The sequence below is a fragment of the Haloferax sp. ATB1 genome, from assembly GCF_000730175.1.
The window spans coordinates 1-20,174 of record NZ_JPES01000010.1; the positions used below are offsets into that span (position 1 = coordinate 1).

16 protein-coding genes are annotated in these 20,174 nt (G+C 61.6%); 9 read left to right on the forward strand and 7 right to left on the reverse strand.

The genetic code is table 11. From position 1 onward, the window contains the following. The coding region (locus ATB1_RS01540; protein WP_042661951.1) for a glycosyltransferase family 2 protein at positions 1 to 927 on the forward strand (927 nt) is incomplete at its 5' end. Positions 928 to 1,000: 73 nt separating this feature from the next. Further along, positions 1,001 to 2,047: a DUF1616 domain-containing protein gene (locus tag ATB1_RS01545; RefSeq protein WP_042661952.1), complete on the forward strand. Its 1,047-nt coding sequence runs from the start codon at positions 1,001 to 1,003 to the stop codon at positions 2,045 to 2,047. 189 nt (positions 2,048 to 2,236) lie between these two features. Here ATB1_RS01545 and ATB1_RS01550 read toward each other — a convergent pair whose 3' ends face one another. From ATB1_RS01550 to ATB1_RS01560, 3 genes are all read right to left on the reverse strand, one after another. Further along, positions 2,237 to 4,942 (reverse strand): hypothetical protein, encoded by a 2,706-nt coding sequence (locus ATB1_RS01550; protein WP_042661953.1) that lies wholly within the window; start codon positions 4,940 to 4,942, stop codon positions 2,237 to 2,239. Between the two features lie 463 nt (positions 4,943 to 5,405). Then, positions 5,406 to 6,926 (reverse strand): lipopolysaccharide biosynthesis protein, encoded by a 1,521-nt coding sequence (locus ATB1_RS01555; protein ID WP_042661954.1) that lies wholly within the window; start codon positions 6,924 to 6,926, stop codon positions 5,406 to 5,408. A 226-nt stretch (positions 6,927 to 7,152) separates the two neighbouring features. Further along, positions 7,153 to 8,955, reverse strand: coding sequence for a hypothetical protein (locus ATB1_RS01560; RefSeq protein WP_042661955.1), 1,803 nt, complete (start codon positions 8,953 to 8,955; stop codon positions 7,153 to 7,155). A gap of 348 nt (positions 8,956 to 9,303) precedes the next feature. On the opposite strand from ATB1_RS01560, the gene ATB1_RS01570 reads away from it, so the two are divergent. From ATB1_RS01570 to ATB1_RS01590, 5 genes are all read left to right on the forward strand, one after another. Then, positions 9,304 to 11,145: an asparagine synthase-related protein gene (locus ATB1_RS01570; RefSeq protein WP_042661957.1), complete on the forward strand. Its 1,842-nt coding sequence runs from the start codon at positions 9,304 to 9,306 to the stop codon at positions 11,143 to 11,145. Positions 11,146 to 11,258: 113 nt separating this feature from the next. Continuing rightward, the gene (locus tag ATB1_RS01575; protein WP_042661958.1) at positions 11,259 to 12,023 is read left to right on the forward strand and encodes a hypothetical protein; all 765 of its coding nucleotides are present in this window, start codon (positions 11,259 to 11,261) and stop codon (positions 12,021 to 12,023) included. A gap of 613 nt (positions 12,024 to 12,636) precedes the next feature. Further along, entirely contained in the window at positions 12,637 to 13,227 is a 591-nt protein-coding gene (locus ATB1_RS01580; RefSeq protein WP_042661959.1) for an Rrf2 family transcriptional regulator, read from the forward strand. Between the two features lie 6 nt (positions 13,228 to 13,233). Then, positions 13,234 to 13,713 carry a hypothetical protein gene (locus ATB1_RS24255; protein ID WP_082256228.1) on the forward strand — a complete coding sequence of 160 codons (480 nt, stop codon included), beginning with the start codon at positions 13,234 to 13,236 and terminating at the stop codon, positions 13,711 to 13,713. A 430-nt stretch (positions 13,714 to 14,143) separates the two neighbouring features. Then, positions 14,144 to 14,611, forward strand: coding sequence for a GNAT family N-acetyltransferase (locus ATB1_RS01590; protein ID WP_042661961.1), 468 nt, complete (start codon positions 14,144 to 14,146; stop codon positions 14,609 to 14,611). A gap of 956 nt (positions 14,612 to 15,567) precedes the next feature. Here ATB1_RS01590 and ATB1_RS21270 read toward each other — a convergent pair. After that, positions 15,568 to 15,765 carry a hypothetical protein gene (locus tag ATB1_RS21270; RefSeq protein WP_128081362.1) on the reverse strand — a complete coding sequence of 66 codons (198 nt, stop codon included), beginning with the start codon at positions 15,763 to 15,765 and terminating at the stop codon, positions 15,568 to 15,570. Between the two features lie 384 nt (positions 15,766 to 16,149). Further along, positions 16,150 to 16,950, reverse strand: a complete 801-nt coding sequence (locus ATB1_RS01600) for a hypothetical protein (protein ID WP_052367641.1) — start codon at positions 16,948 to 16,950, stop codon at positions 16,150 to 16,152. A 115-nt stretch (positions 16,951 to 17,065) separates the two neighbouring features. On the opposite strand from ATB1_RS01600, the gene ATB1_RS01605 reads away from it, so the two are divergent. Beyond that, a complete protein-coding gene (locus ATB1_RS01605) occupies positions 17,066 to 17,554 on the forward strand; it encodes a hypothetical protein (RefSeq protein WP_042661963.1) in 489 nt (162 codons plus the stop codon). Positions 17,555 to 18,169: 615 nt separating this feature from the next. Here the strand turns inward: ATB1_RS01605 and ATB1_RS01610 are convergent. Beyond that, on the reverse strand, positions 18,170 to 19,129 hold the full coding sequence (locus ATB1_RS01610; RefSeq protein ID WP_052367642.1) for a hypothetical protein: 960 nt from the start codon (positions 19,127 to 19,129) through the stop codon (positions 18,170 to 18,172). Positions 19,130 to 19,606: 477 nt separating this feature from the next. On the opposite strand from ATB1_RS01610, the gene ATB1_RS20135 reads away from it, so the two are divergent. Next, positions 19,607 to 19,819 (forward strand): winged helix-turn-helix transcriptional regulator, encoded by a 213-nt coding sequence (locus ATB1_RS20135; protein WP_082256230.1) that lies wholly within the window; start codon positions 19,607 to 19,609, stop codon positions 19,817 to 19,819. Positions 19,820 to 19,867: 48 nt separating this feature from the next. Here the strand turns inward: ATB1_RS20135 and ATB1_RS01615 are convergent, their stop codons facing one another. After that, positions 19,868 to 20,098, reverse strand: coding sequence for a hypothetical protein (locus tag ATB1_RS01615; RefSeq protein ID WP_241767993.1), 231 nt, complete (start codon positions 20,096 to 20,098; stop codon positions 19,868 to 19,870). Positions 20,099 to 20,174: the final 76 nt, after the last annotated feature.

Here is a 20,174-nt window from a genome sequence, read left to right on the forward strand (position 1 = left end):
GGCGCGTCGCTCGACAGGCGCGTCGTTCCGATTCGACACCCGGTCAACCGCGGGCGCGGCGCGGCCGTCAAGACCGGCTACGAGCGCGCGCTCGAAGACGGGATGGACGTCGTCGTCGTGATGGACGGCGACGGCCAGATGGACCCGGACATCATGCCCGCCATCATCGACCCCGTCGTCGGCGGAGACGCCGACTACGCCGTCGGCGACCGACTCGCCGCGCGGGACACCCGCCGGGGGATGCCGCCGTGGCGGCTGTTCGGCAACCTCCTGTTGTCGGGCCTGACGCGCATCGCCAGCGGCTACTGGCACATCCGCGACCCGCAGAACGGCTACACGGCCGTCTCGGCGGACGCGCTCGCGGAGCTGGAGTTCGACCGGCTGTACGACCAGTACGGCTTCCTGAACGACCTGCTCGTGAACCTGAACGTCGCCGAAAAGCGGGTGGCGACCGTGCCGATGCGCGCGCGCTACGGCGACGAAGAAAGCGGCATCAGGTACTCGACGTTCGTCCCCGGGCTGTCGTTCCTCCTGCTCAGGGACTTCCTCTGGCGGCTCCGCGTGCGGTACCTCGGCGGCGGCGTCCATCCGGTGGCCGTCCTCTACGCGCTCGGCGTCGTGGGCCTCCTCGCCGGCGCGTTCCGGTTGGTCGGTGGGGTCGCGTCGAGGAACCGCGCGAATCGGCGGTCGTTCGCCGGGTCCCTCGCTTCGGCCCTCACCGGGGTCGGGTCGCTCGGGGGCGCGATGCTCCTCGACAGCCGCGAGAACGAACGGTTACGGGTCGCGGCGGAGCCGTCGGCGGCGTTCGAGCGGGGCGCACGGACCGACCCGCGGCCGGCTCGCGGCGGCGGCGGTGCCGACGAGAACGACGAGAGAGACGAACGCGCGTCCGACGGGGTCACAGAGCGCGAGATACCCGGGAGTTAGTCACCTTGTACCCGCGAAAGCGGAGGTGTGAGGCGCTCAATAACAACACCCTAGACGCGTCATCTATCCAGTAATGGGGTCAACATCACACAGCAACGGGCGGTTGAATCGGGCACTCGGCGAACTCTCGCTTGACGTGCCCCTCGCGCTGTTCGTCGTCGTTTCGAGTAGTCTCGTCGCGATTCTCGACGTGGTTCCGATCGCCCAAGCCCTCGTCGGACTCCCCGTACTGCTGTTTCTGCCCGGCTACGCGCTGTTGCTCGCGCTGTTCCCCGCAGGGTCGGCGGGCGCGACCGCCGAGGGCCCGTCGTTCGGTCGGTTCGAGTGGCAACCCGACCTCGGCCTCGGAGAGCGTTTCGCGCTCGCCTTCGGGATGAGCGTCGCGCTGCTACCGGTCGTCGGACTGGCGCTCCTCTGGACCGGCGTCGGTCTGGACGCCGCGCCCGTCATCGCCGCGCTGTCGGCGGTCGTCGTCGTCGGCCTCGCCGTCGGCGAAGTCCGGCGGCGACGACTCCCCGAGGCGGAGCGGTTCCACGTTCCGATTCGGCGCTGGTGGGCCGACGTGGTCCGGTCGTTCGACCGGCCCTCGCGGGTCGATTCGCTTCTGAACGTCGCGCTCGCCGCCGCCGTCCTCTTGGCCGTCGCGAGCCTGAGCTACGCGCTCGTCGCGCCGGGAACGGGCGAGTCGTATTCGAGCCTGTCGCTTCTCACGCAGGACGCCGGCGGCGAGTTCGTCGCCGCCGACTACCCCGAGGCGCTGACGGTCGGCGAACAGACCGCCCTGTTCGTCTCCGTCGAAAACGTCGAGGGGGAGGCGACGAGCTACACGCTCGTGGCCGAACTCCAGCGCGTCGAGCGGGCGAACGGCGAGACGACGGTCGTCGAGCGACAGGCGCTCGGCTCGCGGACGGAGACCGTCGAAGACGGCGAGACGTGGCGGACCCGCCACGGCTTCGCCCCGACGCTGACCGGCGAGGACCTCCGGCTCACGTACTACCTGTACGAAGGCGACGCGCCGTCGGAGCCGAGCACCGACACGGCGTACCGCTCGGCGTACGTCTGGGTCACCGTGACCGAGGAGCCGACCGACGGCGCGGACGTCGGCGACGACGCGGCGTAACTCGGGGACACGCGGGCGTCGCTTCGTCGCTGAGTGCTCCGTCACGAAGTGTGGCGGTCGCTCGGCTGTCGGGTGGAAAACGAAAAAGCCGCGTCGAAATGCGAACGTGGGTGCCTCTGTCGTCTGCGGCGTCACCGCGCGGGCGGCGCGCCGCGTGCTGTGCTGTCGTGTCGTTTTTCCGCCGTCGCCTCAGCCGTCGTTGTCCTCGAACGTCAGCGCCGCGTCGCCGGTCAGGTTCATCTTCGTGATGTCGCCCGAGAACCGGAAGGCGTCGACGTCGTCGGTGACCGAACCCTTCGCCTTGCCGCTGGTGACGCTGTCGGCGCTCTCGGTCGGCCCGACGAGCGGGTCGTTCAGGATGTCGCCGGAGACCATGAAGTCGTACGTCGTCTCCGAGCCGTCGCCCTCGACGACGAGGGTGTTCGGCAGGGAGAACACGGCGGGGTCGACCCGCGTGCCGTTGACGTAGACCTCGGCCTCGCCCTGGAGGAACGACAGCGACGTGATCGTGCCCGTGAAGGCGTACACGTCCTCGACGCCCTCGGTGGTCACCCAGCCCGCCGCGGAGCTTTCGGACACGTCGTCCCACTCCTCGATGGTGTCGCCCGAGGCTTCGAGCGTACCGCTGACGGCGACTTCGTACTGCGTCTCGACGCCGGTACCGACGAGGCGCAGTTCGTTCTGGCTGTCGGTGGAGTCGTCGGTCGAATCGGTCGTGGAGTCAGTCGCGGCATCGGTGACCGTGCTCTCGGTCACCTGCTCGCCGTCGACGTAAATCTCGGCCTCGCCCTCGACGAAGCCGAAGGAGGTGACGCTCCCCGCGAAGTTGAACACGTCCTCGACGCCCTCGGTCGTGATCCAGCCCGCCGCGGAGGTGCCGTCGATGGTGTCCCACGACTCGATGGTGTCACCCGAGGCTTCGAGCGCGTCGCTGACGGTGAACTCGTACTGCGTCTGGGTACCCGTGCCGACGAGGCGCAGTTCGTGCGAGAGGTCGGGAGAGTCGGTCGTCGAGTCCGTCGAGCCGTCCGTGCTCGAATCGGTCGTCGCGTCCGTGACCGCGCTCTCGGACACCTTCTCGCCGTTGACGTAAACCTCGGACTCGCCTTCGAGGAACGAGAACGAGTCGACGTCGCCGGAGAACGTGTACGCGTCCTCGACGCCCTCGGTCGTAATCCAGCCGGTCGCGGTGCCGCTTTCGATGTCGTCCCACTCCTCGATGGTTCCGTCCGACGCCTGCAGCGAGTCCGTCACCGTGAACTCGTACTGCGTCGTCGTGCCCGTGCCGACGAGGCGAATCTCGTTCGGGAGGTCTTCGGTCGTCGAGTCGGTCGTCGAATCCGTCGTCGAGTCCGTCGTCGAGTCCGTCGTGGAGTCTGTCGTCGAGTCCGTCGTCGACGAGTCGCCGCCCGTGCTGCTGTCGGCGCTCGGAAGCGGACAGGAGTCGCCGCTCGTGATGTTGCTCGTGTCCACGTCGGCCCCGCTGAACACCGTCGCCTGCCCGGAGACGTTGATGTTCGAGTCCACAATCTCACAGCTCGTGGCGTCGTTGACGAGGACGCCGTCCACGTCGCCGTTCGGGAGGTGGATACAGCTGTTCTGGACGGTCGAGCCGTTGCGGTCGTTGTCGATGCAGACCGCCGCGCCGGACGGCTGGGACCGCGCGCTGCCCGTGATGGAGACGTTTTCGAGGTTCACGCCCCACGGCTTGTCCGCGGTGTCGGTGTCGACGGAGTCGGCGTGAATCGTCTGGACCGACGTGTCGTTCTGGATGCGGCAGTTGCGCAGGGTGAAGCCGCCGTGGCCGCCCCACGTCGGCGACGAGACGATACCGCGCGAGGTGGGACAGGACTTGAAGATGAAGTCGCAGTCCTCGATGAGGACGCCCGCGTACCCGTTGCCGGTGGAGTCGATGCGGAGACCCTCGGGACTGTCGAGGCTGTCGCCGTCGTGGGCGTGCTCGTTGAGGTTGTCCGCGTCCATGATGACGGTCGCGCCCTTGATCCACGAGGTCTTTTCGGGGTGGTCGCCCGCGGAGATGCGCATGTTCGTGTTGTCGTTGTTCTTGAACAGCCCGCCCTCGACGCGGAGGACGCCGCGGGTGTGAGTCGCGCGGAACGACGACGAGCCGCGCTGTTCGATGTGGCAGTCGACGAGGCGAATCTCGCCGACGGAGCCGCCCTGCACGCGGATGCCCGCGACGCCGTCGGGGTAGCCCGGAAGCTCGGCACCCTCGCGCATGTAGACGCGACGGGCGACGTTGACGCCGTCGACGGACGAACAGTCGTACGCGAGGAGCTGGCGGCGAGCGTCGTTGTCGGTGGGGGTGCGACCGAGCCACTCGACGTCCTCGATGAGGCCGCCGTCGTCGTTTATCATCCAGATGTCCGCCGTGGTGGTGGCGTCGTCGGTCTGCTGGATGGAGAAGTTCTTCAGGACGTGGTGGTCCCCGCTGGTGATTTCGAGGAACCGGTACTTCTCGCCGTTGTTGCCCGACGGGAAGACGAACTGCACGTCCTTGTGAGAGCTTCCGGTGCCGACCATCCCGAAGCGGGACACGTCGTCGTTCCAGTACTGCGTCTCGGTGGCGAGATACTCACCCGGAGGGAATTCGATGAGCGTCCCGCTTTCGTACGCGGAATCGAGTTGGCTGTCTATCGGTTCGTTTCCGTTGGGGTCCATTCCAAGGTCGTCCACCGCGTTGACGACGCGGTCCCATTGGATACCGAAGCGCTCCTCTGGTCCAGACGCAGCCGACGCGACGCCGGCAGAGAGGGCAGTCGATGCGGCCATCGCACCGAGTTTGAGGTAGTTCCGCCTGTTGAGTTGCGATTCGAGGATGGAGTCTGAATCCGCCGCAGATTCGTCGTCGTCTCCATCGGTTAGTCGTACCATACCCGAGGAAAGCCCTCGTTAAGGTGATAATCATTATTGCGAGGTATGACCGGGTTGGAGACGATTACTTACGGGATTACTTCGGATGGCGGCCAAATCAGTACCAGTTGCATTCCAAAGTCACACCATAAATTCGGAATCAATAGTCTCAACTAAAATTTAATATGCCTCGGTTCGACCCCACGAAACAACCGCTTAATCGGTTGTGTTCGAGAAAAATCGCAATCCGGGGGTCGAACCGCGTTCGAGCCGTGAATCGGCGCTCCCTCGCAGATAATCAACTGTGAACTGGTAATTAATCGCCCACCGAATCTTGCGAGGGCGTTCGTTTCACCGCACCCACATTTACTGACGATGTTCTGATAGGTTTGATTCACCGTCGAGGTTCAGCTAGCAATGAGAGTCAGTCGAATCGACCCCTCGTCGGACCCGTCGGGGGCGGCCGAGCGCCGGCGTCACCGCGTCACTTCGACATCACCGAGACGAGTTCCCGGAGGGTGTGTTTGACCCGCCAGTCGAAAAGCGTCATGAGCGACGCCGCGCTGAGGACGTAGGCGACGACGCCGATTGTGACGAGGAGCGCGAACTCGACGAGCGGCGACCCGACTACATCCCGTGCCGCGAGGACCGCCAGCGCCATCGCGCCGGTGGCCACGACGGGGTACGAGAGTTCCCGGAGGAACCGTCGATAGGTCGTGCCGAGCGTCCGTTTCATCTCGCGCGCGTAGAGCGGGACCATCGGGAACGCGAGGATGCCCGTGACCGCGAGCGCCGTCCCCTCGATGCCGTAGGCGCTCGTCGCGGGAACGATGACGATGGCGAGCAGGGCGACCCTGAGGAAGCCGAGTTTGGTCTGGACGTCGGGACGGCCGACGGCGCGCCAGACGGGATTGAACGTCGCGAAGAGCGTCCGGAAGAGCCCGTAGGCGACGAGAATCTGCATGGCGAGCACCATCGGGAGCCAGTCCTCGCCGAGGAACGCGCCGACGAACGCGGGCGCGACGAGGTAGATGCCGACCGACATCGGCAGGGCGACGAAGGCGGTGAGCCGGAAGGTGCTGAAGAACGCCTCGCGGAGGGCGCGCTGGTCCTCCTGAAGCTTCGAGTACGTCGAGAACATCACGCTGGAGACGACGACGGCGATTTCGGTCGCCGGCGCGTTGGAGATGCGGTAGGCGAGCTGGTAGTAGCCGAGCGAGGTCGCCGTCAGGAGCCAGCCGACGACCGCGTCGTCGCCCTGTCCGTAGAGGAACTCGACGATGGACGACCCCGTGACCCACTTCCCGTAGCCGATGAGTTCGGCGGCGTACGCGCGGTTCAGCGCGGGGCGCGGACGGTACGGGTGCAGGAAGTAAGTCACGACCGACCTGACGCCGGCGTCGGCGAGGTAGCCGAAGACGAGCGCCCAGACCGTCGGGCTGACCGCGGCGTAGCCGAGCGCGACCACGACGTAGGCGGTCGTCCCGCTGACCCGGTAGGCGAACTCCTTGTGGAACGCGAGGTCCTTCTTGAAGTAGACCATCGCGGGGTTCCGCAGCGCGAGGAAAATCGGGACCAAGGCGATGGCGCGGATGAGGTCCCGCGCGGCCGGCTCGCCGAACAGCGAGGCGAGCGACGGGGCGGCGAGGTAGAGAACCGAACTCATCAGCAGGCCGCGGAGGAGTTCGAGCGTGAACGTCGTGTTCAGGTACTCGTCGACGTCGTCGTCGACGCGCTGGATGAGCGCGGCGTCGATGCCGAGGTTCGTCAGGCTCAGAAGCGCCGAGATGGTGAGCAGCGCGATGCCCATCAGCCCGATGGCCTCGGGGCCGAGCAGTCGCGCGAGGACGATGAACATCACGACCTTCAGCACCCGGTCGAGGACGTTCATCGCCGACACCCACATCCCGCTTTTCACCGTCCGCTCCGTGAGGTCGCCGCCGTCGTCGCCGGGGACGAACCGGCGGCGAATCGTCCGGACGACAGAGCGAATCTTATCTCTCATCGAAAGCACCTCTCGGGCCGCCGTCTCGGCGGCGACTCGGCGTATTCACGAACGGTAACACTCGGCTACACATCGGCTCAGGAGGCGATTAATTATTGACTCGCTACTGGTTCAGCGGGGAGCACGGCTCCCGCGGGCGCGGGAATTAGGCGCTCTTTGACGCCGGCGAGCGAGGGACACCGGCGAGTTCGAAGCCGACGCGAAACGAAACCCGGGTTCGGGACGGCTACCCGGACACGTAGTAGAGGTCGGCCGCGCCGTTCGACATGACGCGGTTCACGTTCGGTTGGTCCCGGACGGCCGTGATGTTCGCCTCGGAGTACCGGAGTTCGCGGTAGGCGATTACCTCGCGGTCGTGGTCGGTCTTCGAGACCATCAGATACCGCGGGCCGTCGTAGTAACTCGGCAAGTCGGTGAGTGCCTCGTCGGGCGTCGTGAAGCCGAGCGCCGGCGTGGGACTGTCGGGCAGCGCGTCGACGAAGCGGTCGGGGTTCCCGCGAATGCCCACGTACCGAATGTCCTCGTCCGACATCCCGAAGGCGGTGTCGTACGCCCCCATCTGCTGGGCGGGGACGTGGTTCGACGGGAGGTAGATGTACGGCGACGGGAACATCACCATGAGCGTGAGCCCGATGACGAGCGCCGTCGCGACGGGCGCGCCGGCCTTGACCGCCGTCCCGTACTTCGACCAGTACTCCGTCCCCGAGAGCCACTCGAAGGCGTAGAACAGCCCGACGCTCCCGACGACGGTCGAGAGAATCATCGCGAAGCCGACGTGGCGGAAGAAGAAGTTCGTCTCCGAGATGACGCCGAGGAGGTGCGCGAAGAAGTACGGCACCAACACGACGAGGCTGAACGTCAGCGTCCGCAGGATGGACCGGCCCTGGGCGGAGAGCTGTGGGAGCCGCCCGAACAGGACGCCGAGGAAGACGCCGAGGGTTATCAGGGCGTACACCGCGTTCACGAGGAACAGCTTCACGAACACGTCGAAGATACCGCCGCCGACGGCGGTGACGGAGCCGGTGCGCTGAGAGATAGCCGCGCCGGCCGCGGAACTCCCCGAGAGGATGCCGAGCACGCCCTCGACGAACAGGCCGCCGGTCGAAAAGCCGACGGTGTACTGGGTCAGCCAGTAGACGAACGCCGCGGCGAAGACGAGCGTCAGACCGTACACCGGTCGCTGTTCGGCGACGGCGTCCGGGGTCCGCCAGCGCTGGACGAGTTGGATGGCCGCGGCGACGGCGAACAACACGAGGTAGTTGACGGCGACCTGCAGGTGGTACGACACCAGCGCGACCGTCCCGATGGCGAACAGGACGGAGACGGGCGTGACGTGGCCGCGCCACCGGCTCTCGACGGCGTCGGTGCCGGAGAACTGGTGCTTGAAGAAGAGGTAGAGAAGCACCAGTCCGAGGAACGACGCCAGCGAGTAGGGGAAGAACATGAGCTTGAACCCGTTGAGGTTCACCGGCAGGAACAACAGCGCCGAGAACACGGCGACGAGGACCGCCCGCCGGTCGGGGACGACGAGCGAGACGAGAAGCGGGACGAACACGAGGTAGACGAGCGAGACGAAAAACACCACGAGCATCATCGCGGTGGTGAGTTCGACGCCGAGGGCGGCGCTGAACATCCCCGCCGACACGTGGCCGCTCGGGTAGACGATGTCCAGCGGGGTCAGCGACTCGGAGACGAGGGACCTCGCCCACCCGAGGTGCGTCAGCGAGTCGTTGAAGCCGTAGAAGTAGTACTCCCTGACGAGCGGGAGGGCGGAGACCGCGGCTATCGCGAGCGCCCCCAGCGCCACTCCGCCGAGCGCGTATCGGCTGTCGGGTTCACGGACGACCACGGCCAGCGAGGACAGGACCGCCACCGCCACGCCGACCCAGAACACCGCCGGGGTCGACTGGTAGATTGAGACCTCGTACGCGCGCGCCGGCGACTCGCGAGCGACGAGGATACCGACGGCTATCGCGAGAAATCCGACGAGGAGGAGCGTTCTCGTGAGCCGCGAATCACGTTGCATCATCGCGTGAGAAGAGGCGAGTAGCGTAGTTTGTTATTGAGCGTGTAATCGTCTCAGAGGGCGTTCTGGGCGTTCTCACTCGATTTCGAATCGTCTCCGCCCGCCAGCCGTCGAGGTGCCGAGACCCGAGGAACCGGGGATTCACGACAGCGAGGCGCGCGCGGACGCGTTCGAGCACGCGATACCGGTCGGTGTCGAGCGCGATGCCGGTCGATGTTCGGGCGTCCGACGTCGCCTCGCGCCGTATAGGTGCGCGATAACAAAACCCGACGCGCGCGGATATCGGGCAACGATGTCACTCACAGCACTCACGCCACGGACCATCGAGCGAATCGGAAGGGAGGGCCGCCGATGACCGGCTTCGTCGGCGGCGCGCTCGACGCGGCGACGCTCGACGCCTGCGCGGCCGAACTCCACCGCGAAGACTGGTACGAGTCAGCGACGCGGTCGACCGGCCGGTTCGGCGTCTCGGTGCTCCACCACGGCGCGAGAGACCCCGCGGGCTGTACCGTCTGGGAGGACGGGCCGCGCGTGGGAGCGATATACGGCGCGGTGACGAACCGCGACGAACTCGGCCTCGACGTAGACGGGCTGTTCCGACGGCTCCTGGAGGACCCGCACGCCCTCCTCCCCGAGCTCGACGGCTCGTTCCTCGTCGTCGCCGTCGACGGCGAGTCGGAGCGCGTCGTGCTCGCCAGCGACAAACTCGGGACGCGACAGTGCTTCTACGTCGCGGGCGAACCGTTCGCCTTCGGGACCGAGGTCGGCGCGCTGACGACCCTCCTCGACGACCCGCAGGTCGACGAACGCGCCATCAGCGACCTCCTCATGATCGGGCACGTCTGGGGCGACAAGACGCTCGTACAGGGCGTGAAGTTCCTCCCCTCCGGGACGGTCCTCGACTACCGGGCCGACACCGGCCCTGAAATCGAGTCGTACTGGCACCACACGTTCGAACAGAGCCCGGACGACTCCTACCTCGACGACCTCACCGAGGCCTACCGCGAGGTCATCGCCGACATGGCCGACACGATAGACGGCGATATCGGCCTGTGGCTCTCCGGCGGCCTCGACAGCCGCTCGATGGCGGGCGAACTCAGCCGCTACCACGACCTCACGACCTACACCTACGACTCGAACCCCGCCAACGGGAGCAACCTCGAACTCGCCGCGAAGGTCTCGGCGGTGCTCGGCCTCGAAAACAGGCGCGTGCCGGTCAATTCGGACGCGCTCGTCGACTCCCTCGACAAGTCGGTCCAACTGACCAGCGGGATGGTCGGCCTCTCGACGTTCGTCAACCTCGCGAACGTGTTCAACATCGAGGACATGCCCGACGTGCTCATCGAGGGCTGCGGACAGGGCGGGATGATGGGCGACGGCATCGGCCGTGCCGCCGTCGAAGGCAGCAAATCACCCGAGGCCGCGCTCTACCGCGCGAAACACCGCGTCGACGTCGACGACGCCCGCAGGCTCCTGTGGACCGACTTCGACCCGATGACGACCTACCGCGAGGAGGTGCGCAAGAGCGACCAACCGGACCTCTACAGCACCGCGATGGACTGCTACTACCGCAACTACTTCCCGCGGTGCGACTTCGCCAGCAACCCCATCGCCGAGAGCCAAGCCGGCACCCGCGTCCCCTTCAGCGACACCGAGTTCCTCCGGGCCGTGACGCGGATGCCGCTTTCGCACCGCGTCGGCTCGATTCCGTTCACCGACGGGAAGATTCCCGCCGGGACGGCCTACCCGAAGGTCGAACTGGTCCGCCGCCTCGACAGCCGACTCGCGGCCATCCCCTACGAGCGGACGAAAGTCCCCCCGGCGCGCCCGATGTGGCAACACGCCGCCGGCTTCGTCGTCGGCACCTCCGTCGACCGCATCCGCGAGCGCCTCGTCGGCGACGTCCACACCTACGGCGGCCGCTCCACCATCGGCGACTGGTACCGGACGAACCGCGCGCTCCGCGAGCGGGTCGACGACCTGCTCGACTCCGCGTGCGAGCGCCCGTACTTCGACGCCGACGAGATTCGCCGCCTCCAGCGCGAGGAGCTCACGGGCGAAGCCGAACACATGAGCGCCATCTCCGGCATCATCACCGGCGAGCTCTGGGTCCGCAAGTACATCGACCGCGAAGGCGAACGCGGAACCGCGAGTGTGGCGGAAGCCGAAGACGCACCGCAACCGGCCGACTGAGCTCGAGGGCTCTCCACGGGCTTCTACTGATCCTTTCACCATCCCACAACTCAATCCCGGAGACGAAGGTCTCTGGTTCGGGGGTGGTCTCGCGTGACCGTCGACTGTCCTGCGTGCGGTCACGAGAGCGCGTTGCGGACTGGTATTCACACATCCGGTCAGATGACGAGGACACCGCCCTCGCCGATGTGACGGGCGTCACCGGGATGACCGATGATGGATTAATCGAGATGGCCGATGGCCGCGTGGTCGGCCTTGTCCGCGTCGACCCACAGAATGCGGCGCTCCTCGATGACGGAGAGCAGAACTCGCTGGCTGCGTCCCTATCCTCGGCTATCGACGAGCAGGTGCGAGATATCCCGTTCCGCATCTTCTCGACGACGCGCGACGAGAAACCGGGGACGGTCGTCGCACAGCGATATGAGGAACGAGCGCTCGACCCCACAACTGATGCGGATCAATCTAATGTGCTGCTTGGGACCGCTGACTGGCTGACTGATGGCGACATTCCGAACTGGAACGCTCGCGAGTGGAAGCACTACGTCGCGGTCAATGCGACTCCGAGTGACGTCCTCGGACCGACCGACGAATCACTGTGGGAAATAGCGAACCCACTCGTTGACACGGGCGTCGAGACGGTGTCTGACGAGCAGGTCTGGAAGAAGACAAACAAGCGAGTGCAGACAGTCGTCGACGCTATCAACTCTGTCGGAGAACTCGAAGCAGAGCGCGTTGAGGCCGTCGAAGCCCTATCTATGGCCCGAAACTACTGGGGTCGAACCGACGAGGTCGGTGGTCCTCTCGTTGATGATGTGCTCGGTGGTGAAACGGAGGCCGGGCGCGTGGTCAACCCCGAGACGTTCGTCGCAATGCGGTAGAAACCCAACTCGGGATTGAAACAGTCGGATGACGACGGCCCCGTCTGGTATCGGTCGGTCGCAATGCGGTAGAAACCCAACTCGGGATTGAAACAAGTCATCATCCGATTCGGCGAGATCTCGGTCACTGTCGAAGAAGACAATTCGACCCTATTGGTTGATGCAGATGGGGACACACTTGTTGACCGTATCTACGATGAGTTGGGTAAGTTAATTGACGAAGCAAACCGACGAGTACGTGAAGGTGAGGAGGCGCGCGAAGATGCGTGGCGACGGGCCGTCAAGGACTACTGGAGATACAGTCATTAAATCGGTCGGTAAGCACACCTACTTACTGGTCAGCTCACTCCAGGTTCTCGGAAGTAACAGGGTAGGTGCGCTGATTATATTCTCTGTAGTCGCAACTTGCCCGTACACCCAGTAGTTGAGACCGTCACTCTCAATGCAAACGATTCGAGTCTACTCTCGAGGTTCCGTCCAGAATGGTCCCGATCGAATCAGCTGCTCAGTAGGAGTTCCTATCTCACTCTCACGGAACCCATTTGAAGCGAGCCAACACCGGAATATAGTATTTTGCCAAAGGCCTATACTACTTCAGCTTGTTAGTGGAGACATGAGCAATCGAATCCCACCAGACGAGTTCAAGGATATCAACGAAGCAGTTGGCGAGGAGTGGGAATCGGAGACGACCCCTTACGAGCGTATTCGCCATGTTATCGCCCACACGTACACGCCTGCCTCAGCGGATACTGTTGCCGAGGACGCACGAACATCCCCGAAGACGGCACGAAGACATCTGAATACGCTCGCTGAAGAAGGGTTCGTTATCACTGCAACCGGCAACCACGGTGGAACGGTCTATCGTCGGTCGCCGGAGTCTCTCGTTGTCGAGCAGGCCGCAGACATCCTTGAGCACGTCTCGACCGATGAACTCGTCACGCGAGTTGCGGAAATGCGCGACCAACTCAACGACTATCGGGCTGAGTACGGTGTCGACTCCCCCGAGGAGTTGACGATCGAGCAGGCAAACCAGACACTCTCCGAGCCCACCTCGGAGCAGAGCGAGATCGACGCGGAGACGATTCGAGACTGGCAGACGACACGTCGGAACCTCGCGTTCGCGAACGCAGCACTCTCAATCGCGAACGCCGAGAGATTCGTCGACGGCGACCTCCACTCGACTGATGGTAGTGTCCCCGCCTAACCGACGATGAGGATAGCTGAGACAGACGAGGCCCACTCGCTCCGAGGGCCTATCGACCGGCCAGCGCTACTCACAATTTGTGGGATCATCGAGCGAGAAGAGCCACTCGCAACTCCTGCGCTAGACGACTACCTCAATCCCACCGTTGTCGAAGTCACGCTCGACGATGGTCTCTGTAGTGCCGAATCCGCCCGGATCGACATCCAATGGACAACACATGCAGACTACAAATTTCACTACACGGATTCTGAAGGAGTGAACTTTCGGTGGGGAAAGCATCCTCACGACGGCGACTACATCCACGTTTCCGGACTCGAGCACTACCACCCACCACCTGACGCAACCTCTGATCCCAACGATGTCGAAGAATCCTGTATTAAGCAGTCCCCCGAAGCGCTTGTCACTCGTGCCGTCCTCAAACTCTGGCGGGTCGCCTATCACGCAGACTCCTACGCACCCCTGAACGCCGCGAGTAACCCTCCGTAGCAAAGGCCACTTAAGGTCGTGTTGAAGCCCTAGTAGTTCGGCACTTTCGTGGGTGAAATAGCCGCTAGGTGGGTGTGCAAATTGGTCGCCATGAATCCTGCCAATTTTGGATACTATCTGGAGTAACCTGCAAGAGACAGGGCGCATATCTTGCATACACGGAAAGGAATCGAAGGACGGTGACGACCAGTCAATGAAAACTGGGTAGTGAGCAGAGAACCCTGTTCCAAATGGAATGGCTCTGTTGAAATCCTCAGTTATTGATAGTTCCTTGAGGGCGTGCTGAATACAGCGCGCAAGTCGGTCGTGCAGTATCCCCAGAAGTTCAGGTAGAGAACGCACGACTCGGTTTGCCCTAACCAACCACAACCCGTGCTATTATCTAACACACCTGAAAAAGCCTAAAGAGCGAGCGCTGAGGGGTCACCGTATGGAACTCGTCGAAGCCACTGCAGACGACCTCGATGCGCTCGTCGAGCGTTGGTATTCACTCGCGAAAGCGATGGAAGTACATGACGAATTGAACGAACTCGTGTTCACGGATGTCGACCAAGTCTCCGCCGATGGCTTCCGCGCTCATTTCGACGACGAGAAAACTACCGACTACCTCGTCGTCCACGAGGACGAGACTATCGGGTTCCTCACGCTCCGTGAAGGCCACCACCCGTCCCGACAATACTCGCACTACCTCCGAATCGTGAACCTTGTCGTTGATGAAAAATACCGAAGTCACGGCCATGGCACAGACATCGTCGAACGAGTGAAAGAGATGGCTCGCGATCTGGGTTGCGACCACCTCAAGGTCTCTTGTGAATGGCAAAACGAGGACGCACGTCGATTTTACGGTGACACAGGGTTCCGACCGAAACAAGTCGACTTCGCACAGCCGCTGGAGTGAGTCAGCATCCGCGCCGGTGGAGAAAGGTCGAGTCACACAAACGACTGTTTCACCGATAGTCATCTGCTGAACTCACCCTCTATATTCAGCACGCGACATCTGTCAGGCCCTGAGGATTTCAACAGAGCCGGATGACCAATATGAACTCGGTCTTGATCACGGAGGACATCTATATTCAGCAGATTTTAACCCTAAGTTCTAATCATTATAGCTGAGGTATCTGGTAATATAAATTTTTGAGGAAGGTATTTCCAGAAATATTGAGAATGTTGGTGCTATTCTAGATAAACAAACAAAAATACGATGGGCACAATTAGCAGAACTCCGATCACGACTGTAAGAATAAGTGTGAGGAGTTCGGTATATGTACCCATGTTTAGAGATATCATTGGACGAATATAGAGATAACTGATAATTATCCCTATTGGTACTAGAAATATGTGTAATGCCCCCACGAGGATAGGGTGATTTAGCTCCTCTTTGCCAAAGAATTCGTTAAACCTCGATACAAGTTCTGATGGAATATTCTCGAATACTACCTAACACCATGTATATCTTACTAATGCATTGACACCTACACCGAGCTACAGTCTCCACGTACACACAGATAATTAAAACTATGTCCACGGTTTGACTCACAATCTCAAAGAACTTCAGGAAGATGACGATATCTACGCCTACAACCTCATCCCGAAGGCGACGGGAGGCGTCCAAGAACAACCCTACAGAATTGACACACCCGACGAGGCCGCCGTCCGAAAGTCGGCCGCCATCACTCACCGATCGTTTGTACCGGTAACCCACACATAAGTATCGTATCTTTGACTCTGTCTGAATCGCGCAGTCGACGTATGGAATGAGTAACCCACTTGCCCTGCCCCCAGGTGTGTCCATCGCCTGTCTCGGGTACAGGGTGGAGCGTTGCAGAAGGCACAGCCAACGAGTGTTTGCTGCAATCACTCGTCCTCCTCGCCAGCGTCGCTGGCGGCCGTCCAACCACAATGGTAGACGGCTAGCTGGGTCGGTGAGTCGAACGCGGTGCGGTGCTCTCTGACGACCGGGGCAGTCCTCCATGTGCTGTCCGTCGAACTGGTGGGTGTCTGTAGCTGACGACCGGGTGGTGTCCGGTCTGTCGACGACCGGATGGTGTCCATGTGAGCGATGCCTGCGTGGTGTCTGGTCTGACGACGACCGTGTGGTGTCCGTCTGTCAATAGCCGGCTCAGCCCCCCAACGTGCGGTGCTGTTGCGTGCGGCAGTCGCTTCGGGGCCGCCTCGAGTCGTGCCAGTCTGTCAGGTCCGGTCAGGAGCTGTTGCGCGATCTCAGCATATTTGTCGAGTAGAGAGACGTACAACGCATATACGGATTCATATATGTCCTGTTGACGTTCTCAGCCGCTGGGAGTTTACTGAGTTCGTGCTGAATACAGCGCTCGTGACTTTCCACCGCCAGTTAGACTCTCGGAGTTTACACAACCCGCTCGCACAGTCTTTCTCGTTCAACAAGCCTGCGCGTACTACGAGCGCGGTGGCTGGAACTTACGACTCATCACGTTCTTCCCACTCCGGACGTGGTGTCGGGGACGGGAGCTCAGCAACAGCAGCTCGGAGTTCTTCCTCTGTTGTCCATGGGAAACACCGATTGTGTAATTCGAATTTTCGGAACTTGTTGAGATGCACCCAACTGTACGCCGCTGGGTCCTCTCCCTTGTCTGTCCGGTCGCTGAGCACCTCCCAGACTTCGTCTTCAGCGATGTCGATGCCAGTGTCTTGTGCACGCTCGAGGAGCGACTTGATTTTTGACGCTGCTTCATCCTCCGTCAAGTCATCCGTAAATGCAATCTCAAGCGCAGCCTGGATGACGTGGTGTTTCGACTCAAGATTCGCATCAGTGACCCACGAGTAGTCGCGTGGGTACACGTACGATTTCTCGAAATACGGTGGGTCATCGATCTCGCCTAATTCCGGCGCTTCCCCACCACTTTCCTTCTCGAAGACACCGACGATATAGTCGCTGTACGTCGCCAACAGGGAGAACATGATATCGAACGTATTGAGGCGGTCAGTCGGCAGTTCGATGAGATCCCCCATTATGAACGGATACGCACCGAGTTGCCTCGTGAGTTCGTTCTGCACGGCACGGAGCTGGCGGATGTAGGGATCGCGATAGCTACCAAGGATAAAGTACGATGTCCGCTGGCTCCAGAGATACGGCAATTCACGCCGGGTGAAGCGCCAAATCTCTCGCTTCTCTGCTGGTTCAAGTTCGAGGCCCCCAACAGCCTCGTGTACCACCGTCATAATGTCCGCAGCATCTGGTGGTGGACTTGGATCGCTCATTATCTGTCGGTTCAGATCACAACACTATATCCCTTCTGAACCACTTTGGTTTATTCAATAAATACCAACTTGGGTGACCCAAACTGTTATAGCGCCGCTGCTCGTAGAGACACATATGAGCGAGAGTCACAGCGGAACAGCCGATGCGGGTCCATTCGCGGAACAGCAACGGCTGTTCAAGCTACTGTCCCAAGATACGCGCCACCTCATCATCCAGGAACTGCTGGGCCATCCCGCCCATCTCATGTCGCTCGCCGAACTCGAGTACATGACTGGGAAGAGTCAGGCGGCCATCAAAGACCAGCTGGAGACGCTGATCGACGCCGGACTCCTCGCACGCTATACATACGAACCGAGCGAGGAGAAACGCGATCTCCCCTCGCAGTTCTACGGTTTCACAGCGCGTGGTGTCGAAGTCCTCTACGACTACAAGTATCTCCGTGGGCTTCCGGTCGCTCGGGCCCTCTACGAGAACACCCGTAAGACCGAGAAAGTTGAACGCCACGAATCGGCACCGCGACCGGAACTTCCAGTGGCGGTTTCGGAGGCACTCGAGTTTGACGAACCCGATCTCGATGCCGTCGACAGTAGTACGAACCAATAGTCCTCCCTATCAGTTGTTGGCAATGTGATCTACTTTATTCAGTCTGACCAACCTAGACACTGCGGAATCCTTGCCGGACATTGTTCGTTTGTCAGTGCTCCGACGTCGGCGTTTCTAGCTGTTTCTTGACGTTGGTTCCATCTGGAGTGACGGGCTTCACTCGAAGCTCTCCGAAGCCGTACTTCGAGTGATTCTCGACGCGGGGCCGCTGTTCCGGACTACCTTTGCGCTCTTTGGTGTCACCATAGTGTCAACTTGCTCGTTGTCTATCTGCTTCCCTCCCAGAACGGTCGCCTGACGAATGCAGCCGTCAGGATTGCATTTGCGCTGGCTACGGTCTCGACGGTTGCGCTCTACAGACAATCAAGGCGAGTACCTCGGGGCTTGACCCTGAGGCGATTCACGCGCAGACCACTGACTCCGACCACAGACACGGTGGTCAGTGTACCGTCTCTGGGCGGTTGCCCACAACTGCCGACGACAGCCGATCGAGCAGTTATACCCATGACTAGTCGACCCCTCAGCGGGGTCGACTGGGCGTGCTAAGGACGGTCGGTTCGATCGTCGCCTGTCGTGGGTTGCTACAGTGTTTGGCTGGCTGTGCCTCCGGCCACGCTACTGACCGACAACCGCGTCTGTGGCCGGAGCCTGGTCGTCGTCGTGGCTCGGGTCGTGGTCGTCTCTGCCGTCACCCGTGGCCGCATAGCCATCCTTCCTGCTGGCGGACTGGGACTCAGACCCAGCCGTCGCGTCCGCCACGGGCCGTTCACCGGGCAACTCGGTGCCCTGATGCAACACCACTCGCGTTTCGTGGTAGGTCAACCCGTCAGTCCGCCGCTTCCGTTTCGTTTTCCCGAGTTTCCCGCGGGCTAACTCGATCATGGCATCGATGGTCCGGCGAGCCAACTCTTGGGAGTACTTCTTCGACACCCCGGCCTCTTCTTGGCGAATCCAATCTGCGAGGTCTGGGGCGGTCATGTAGGTGCGAACATTCGCCCCACCGTTCGACCACAGTTTGTAGCGACCCGGATTATCCCGCTCACGCCATGCCTTGGCCGCGAGTTCGTCGGGTTTGCGGTTGGTTGTCGATGCGAGCATTTCATCGTCGAACCGGGCGAGCCGTTGTAAGGGCAGCAAATCAGCCGTCGACTGAACCACGGCACCCCCACGGGCTAAGGGGTCTTCCTCACCGGGCAGCCGAAAATACTCGTTGTCGTCGTCTTTGGTAATCTGCTCGAGTTGGTGGCCATGGACGTCAATCCGATCGGGATCGACATTGGTGGCCAGCAAGTGCCCGCCCTTCTCGAGACTCCGCGATTGCAACTCAACAACCTGCTCGCGGGTTGCCTCGGTTTTCCGTGACAACGCCTCTAACCGAGCAGAGACCTCACGGTCGATCGTCTCAGCAACCTCGGCACATCGGGCTTCGGCCGTTTGTCGGTCCTCGCGTTCGGCTTCCAGTTCTGTTTCGAGCTCGTCGACCTTGCAGTCAAGCGATTCGATTCGGTGCTGTTGGGCTGCCACGGTCTGTTCGAGTTCTTCGATACGATCACAAAGGGTCTCAATGGAGGGCATGGTGTTGGGGGTGGATTCGGAATTGGAGGTGGAATCGGGAGTGGTGTCTGTGTCTGTGACTGTGTCGGCCGGACAAGTGGGGGGACAATCCGTCATTGGGAGCCCACCACCTGTGGCGGTGCCGTCGCTTGGGACTGCGGGACAACCGCGAGAACACCCACCAGCGAGTCCACCGGTTGGGATACCAAGAACGTACTTCTAGACGATGCGTGCGCTCGGACGTGGGATTCAAGACCCACGGGAATCGACTCGAACATGGCTTTCGTACCTGGATTACGGAAGTCCACGCGGGCCTGCTGTCGTAAGCAGCGAGGTCCGCTTCTGAAGAACCCACCCAGGGAGCGGTGGGGCTGTGAGTTGCTTCCGTGGTCACACGTCTACGCGCCGAGCAGTTAGTTGTTACTCAACAACTGATTGTTAATTATCACCAAATATCGATATAATGATATAAACCACATCTGCGTGATAGTCGGCTAAATGGCTGGTCGGAAACCGACCGTAAGCGACGAAGAGATCCTCGCAATCTTTGAGTCACATCAGGACCCGTTTTTGTCTACTGCTGAAGTTTCTGAGGAATTGGGGTTCTCCCAACAGGGGACACTGAAACGCTTACAATCACTTGAATCAGATGGGCGGCTCCGGAAAAAGAAAGCAGGAAGGAGCCTTATTTGGTGGCTCGTTACTGAATAGCGACTCAGGGAACAGTCCATGGAGGACCACCGAGTGAGTTCTTCCCAGTCACTCGTCTTCGCAGACGACCTCACGTAACTCTTCGAGGACATCTGGGCGATGTTCTTTCAGTACCTGAATGTCGTGGTAGAGTTCTTCGTTAATCCGCTGCCGAACACGGTATACCGCCTGGTCCTTCTGGTCCTGTGACGGATTACTCTCACCGGAAATATGTTCACGATCTGTCTCAGTCATAATCGCACGGTAGCGACCCATCCCATCTTTGCAGTCCCCAGCCATACCAATTCAATCTATGCATCTGTGCCTACCTTAAACTATGCATAAATGCATTGCTATGCACTTATGCAAAGTATGA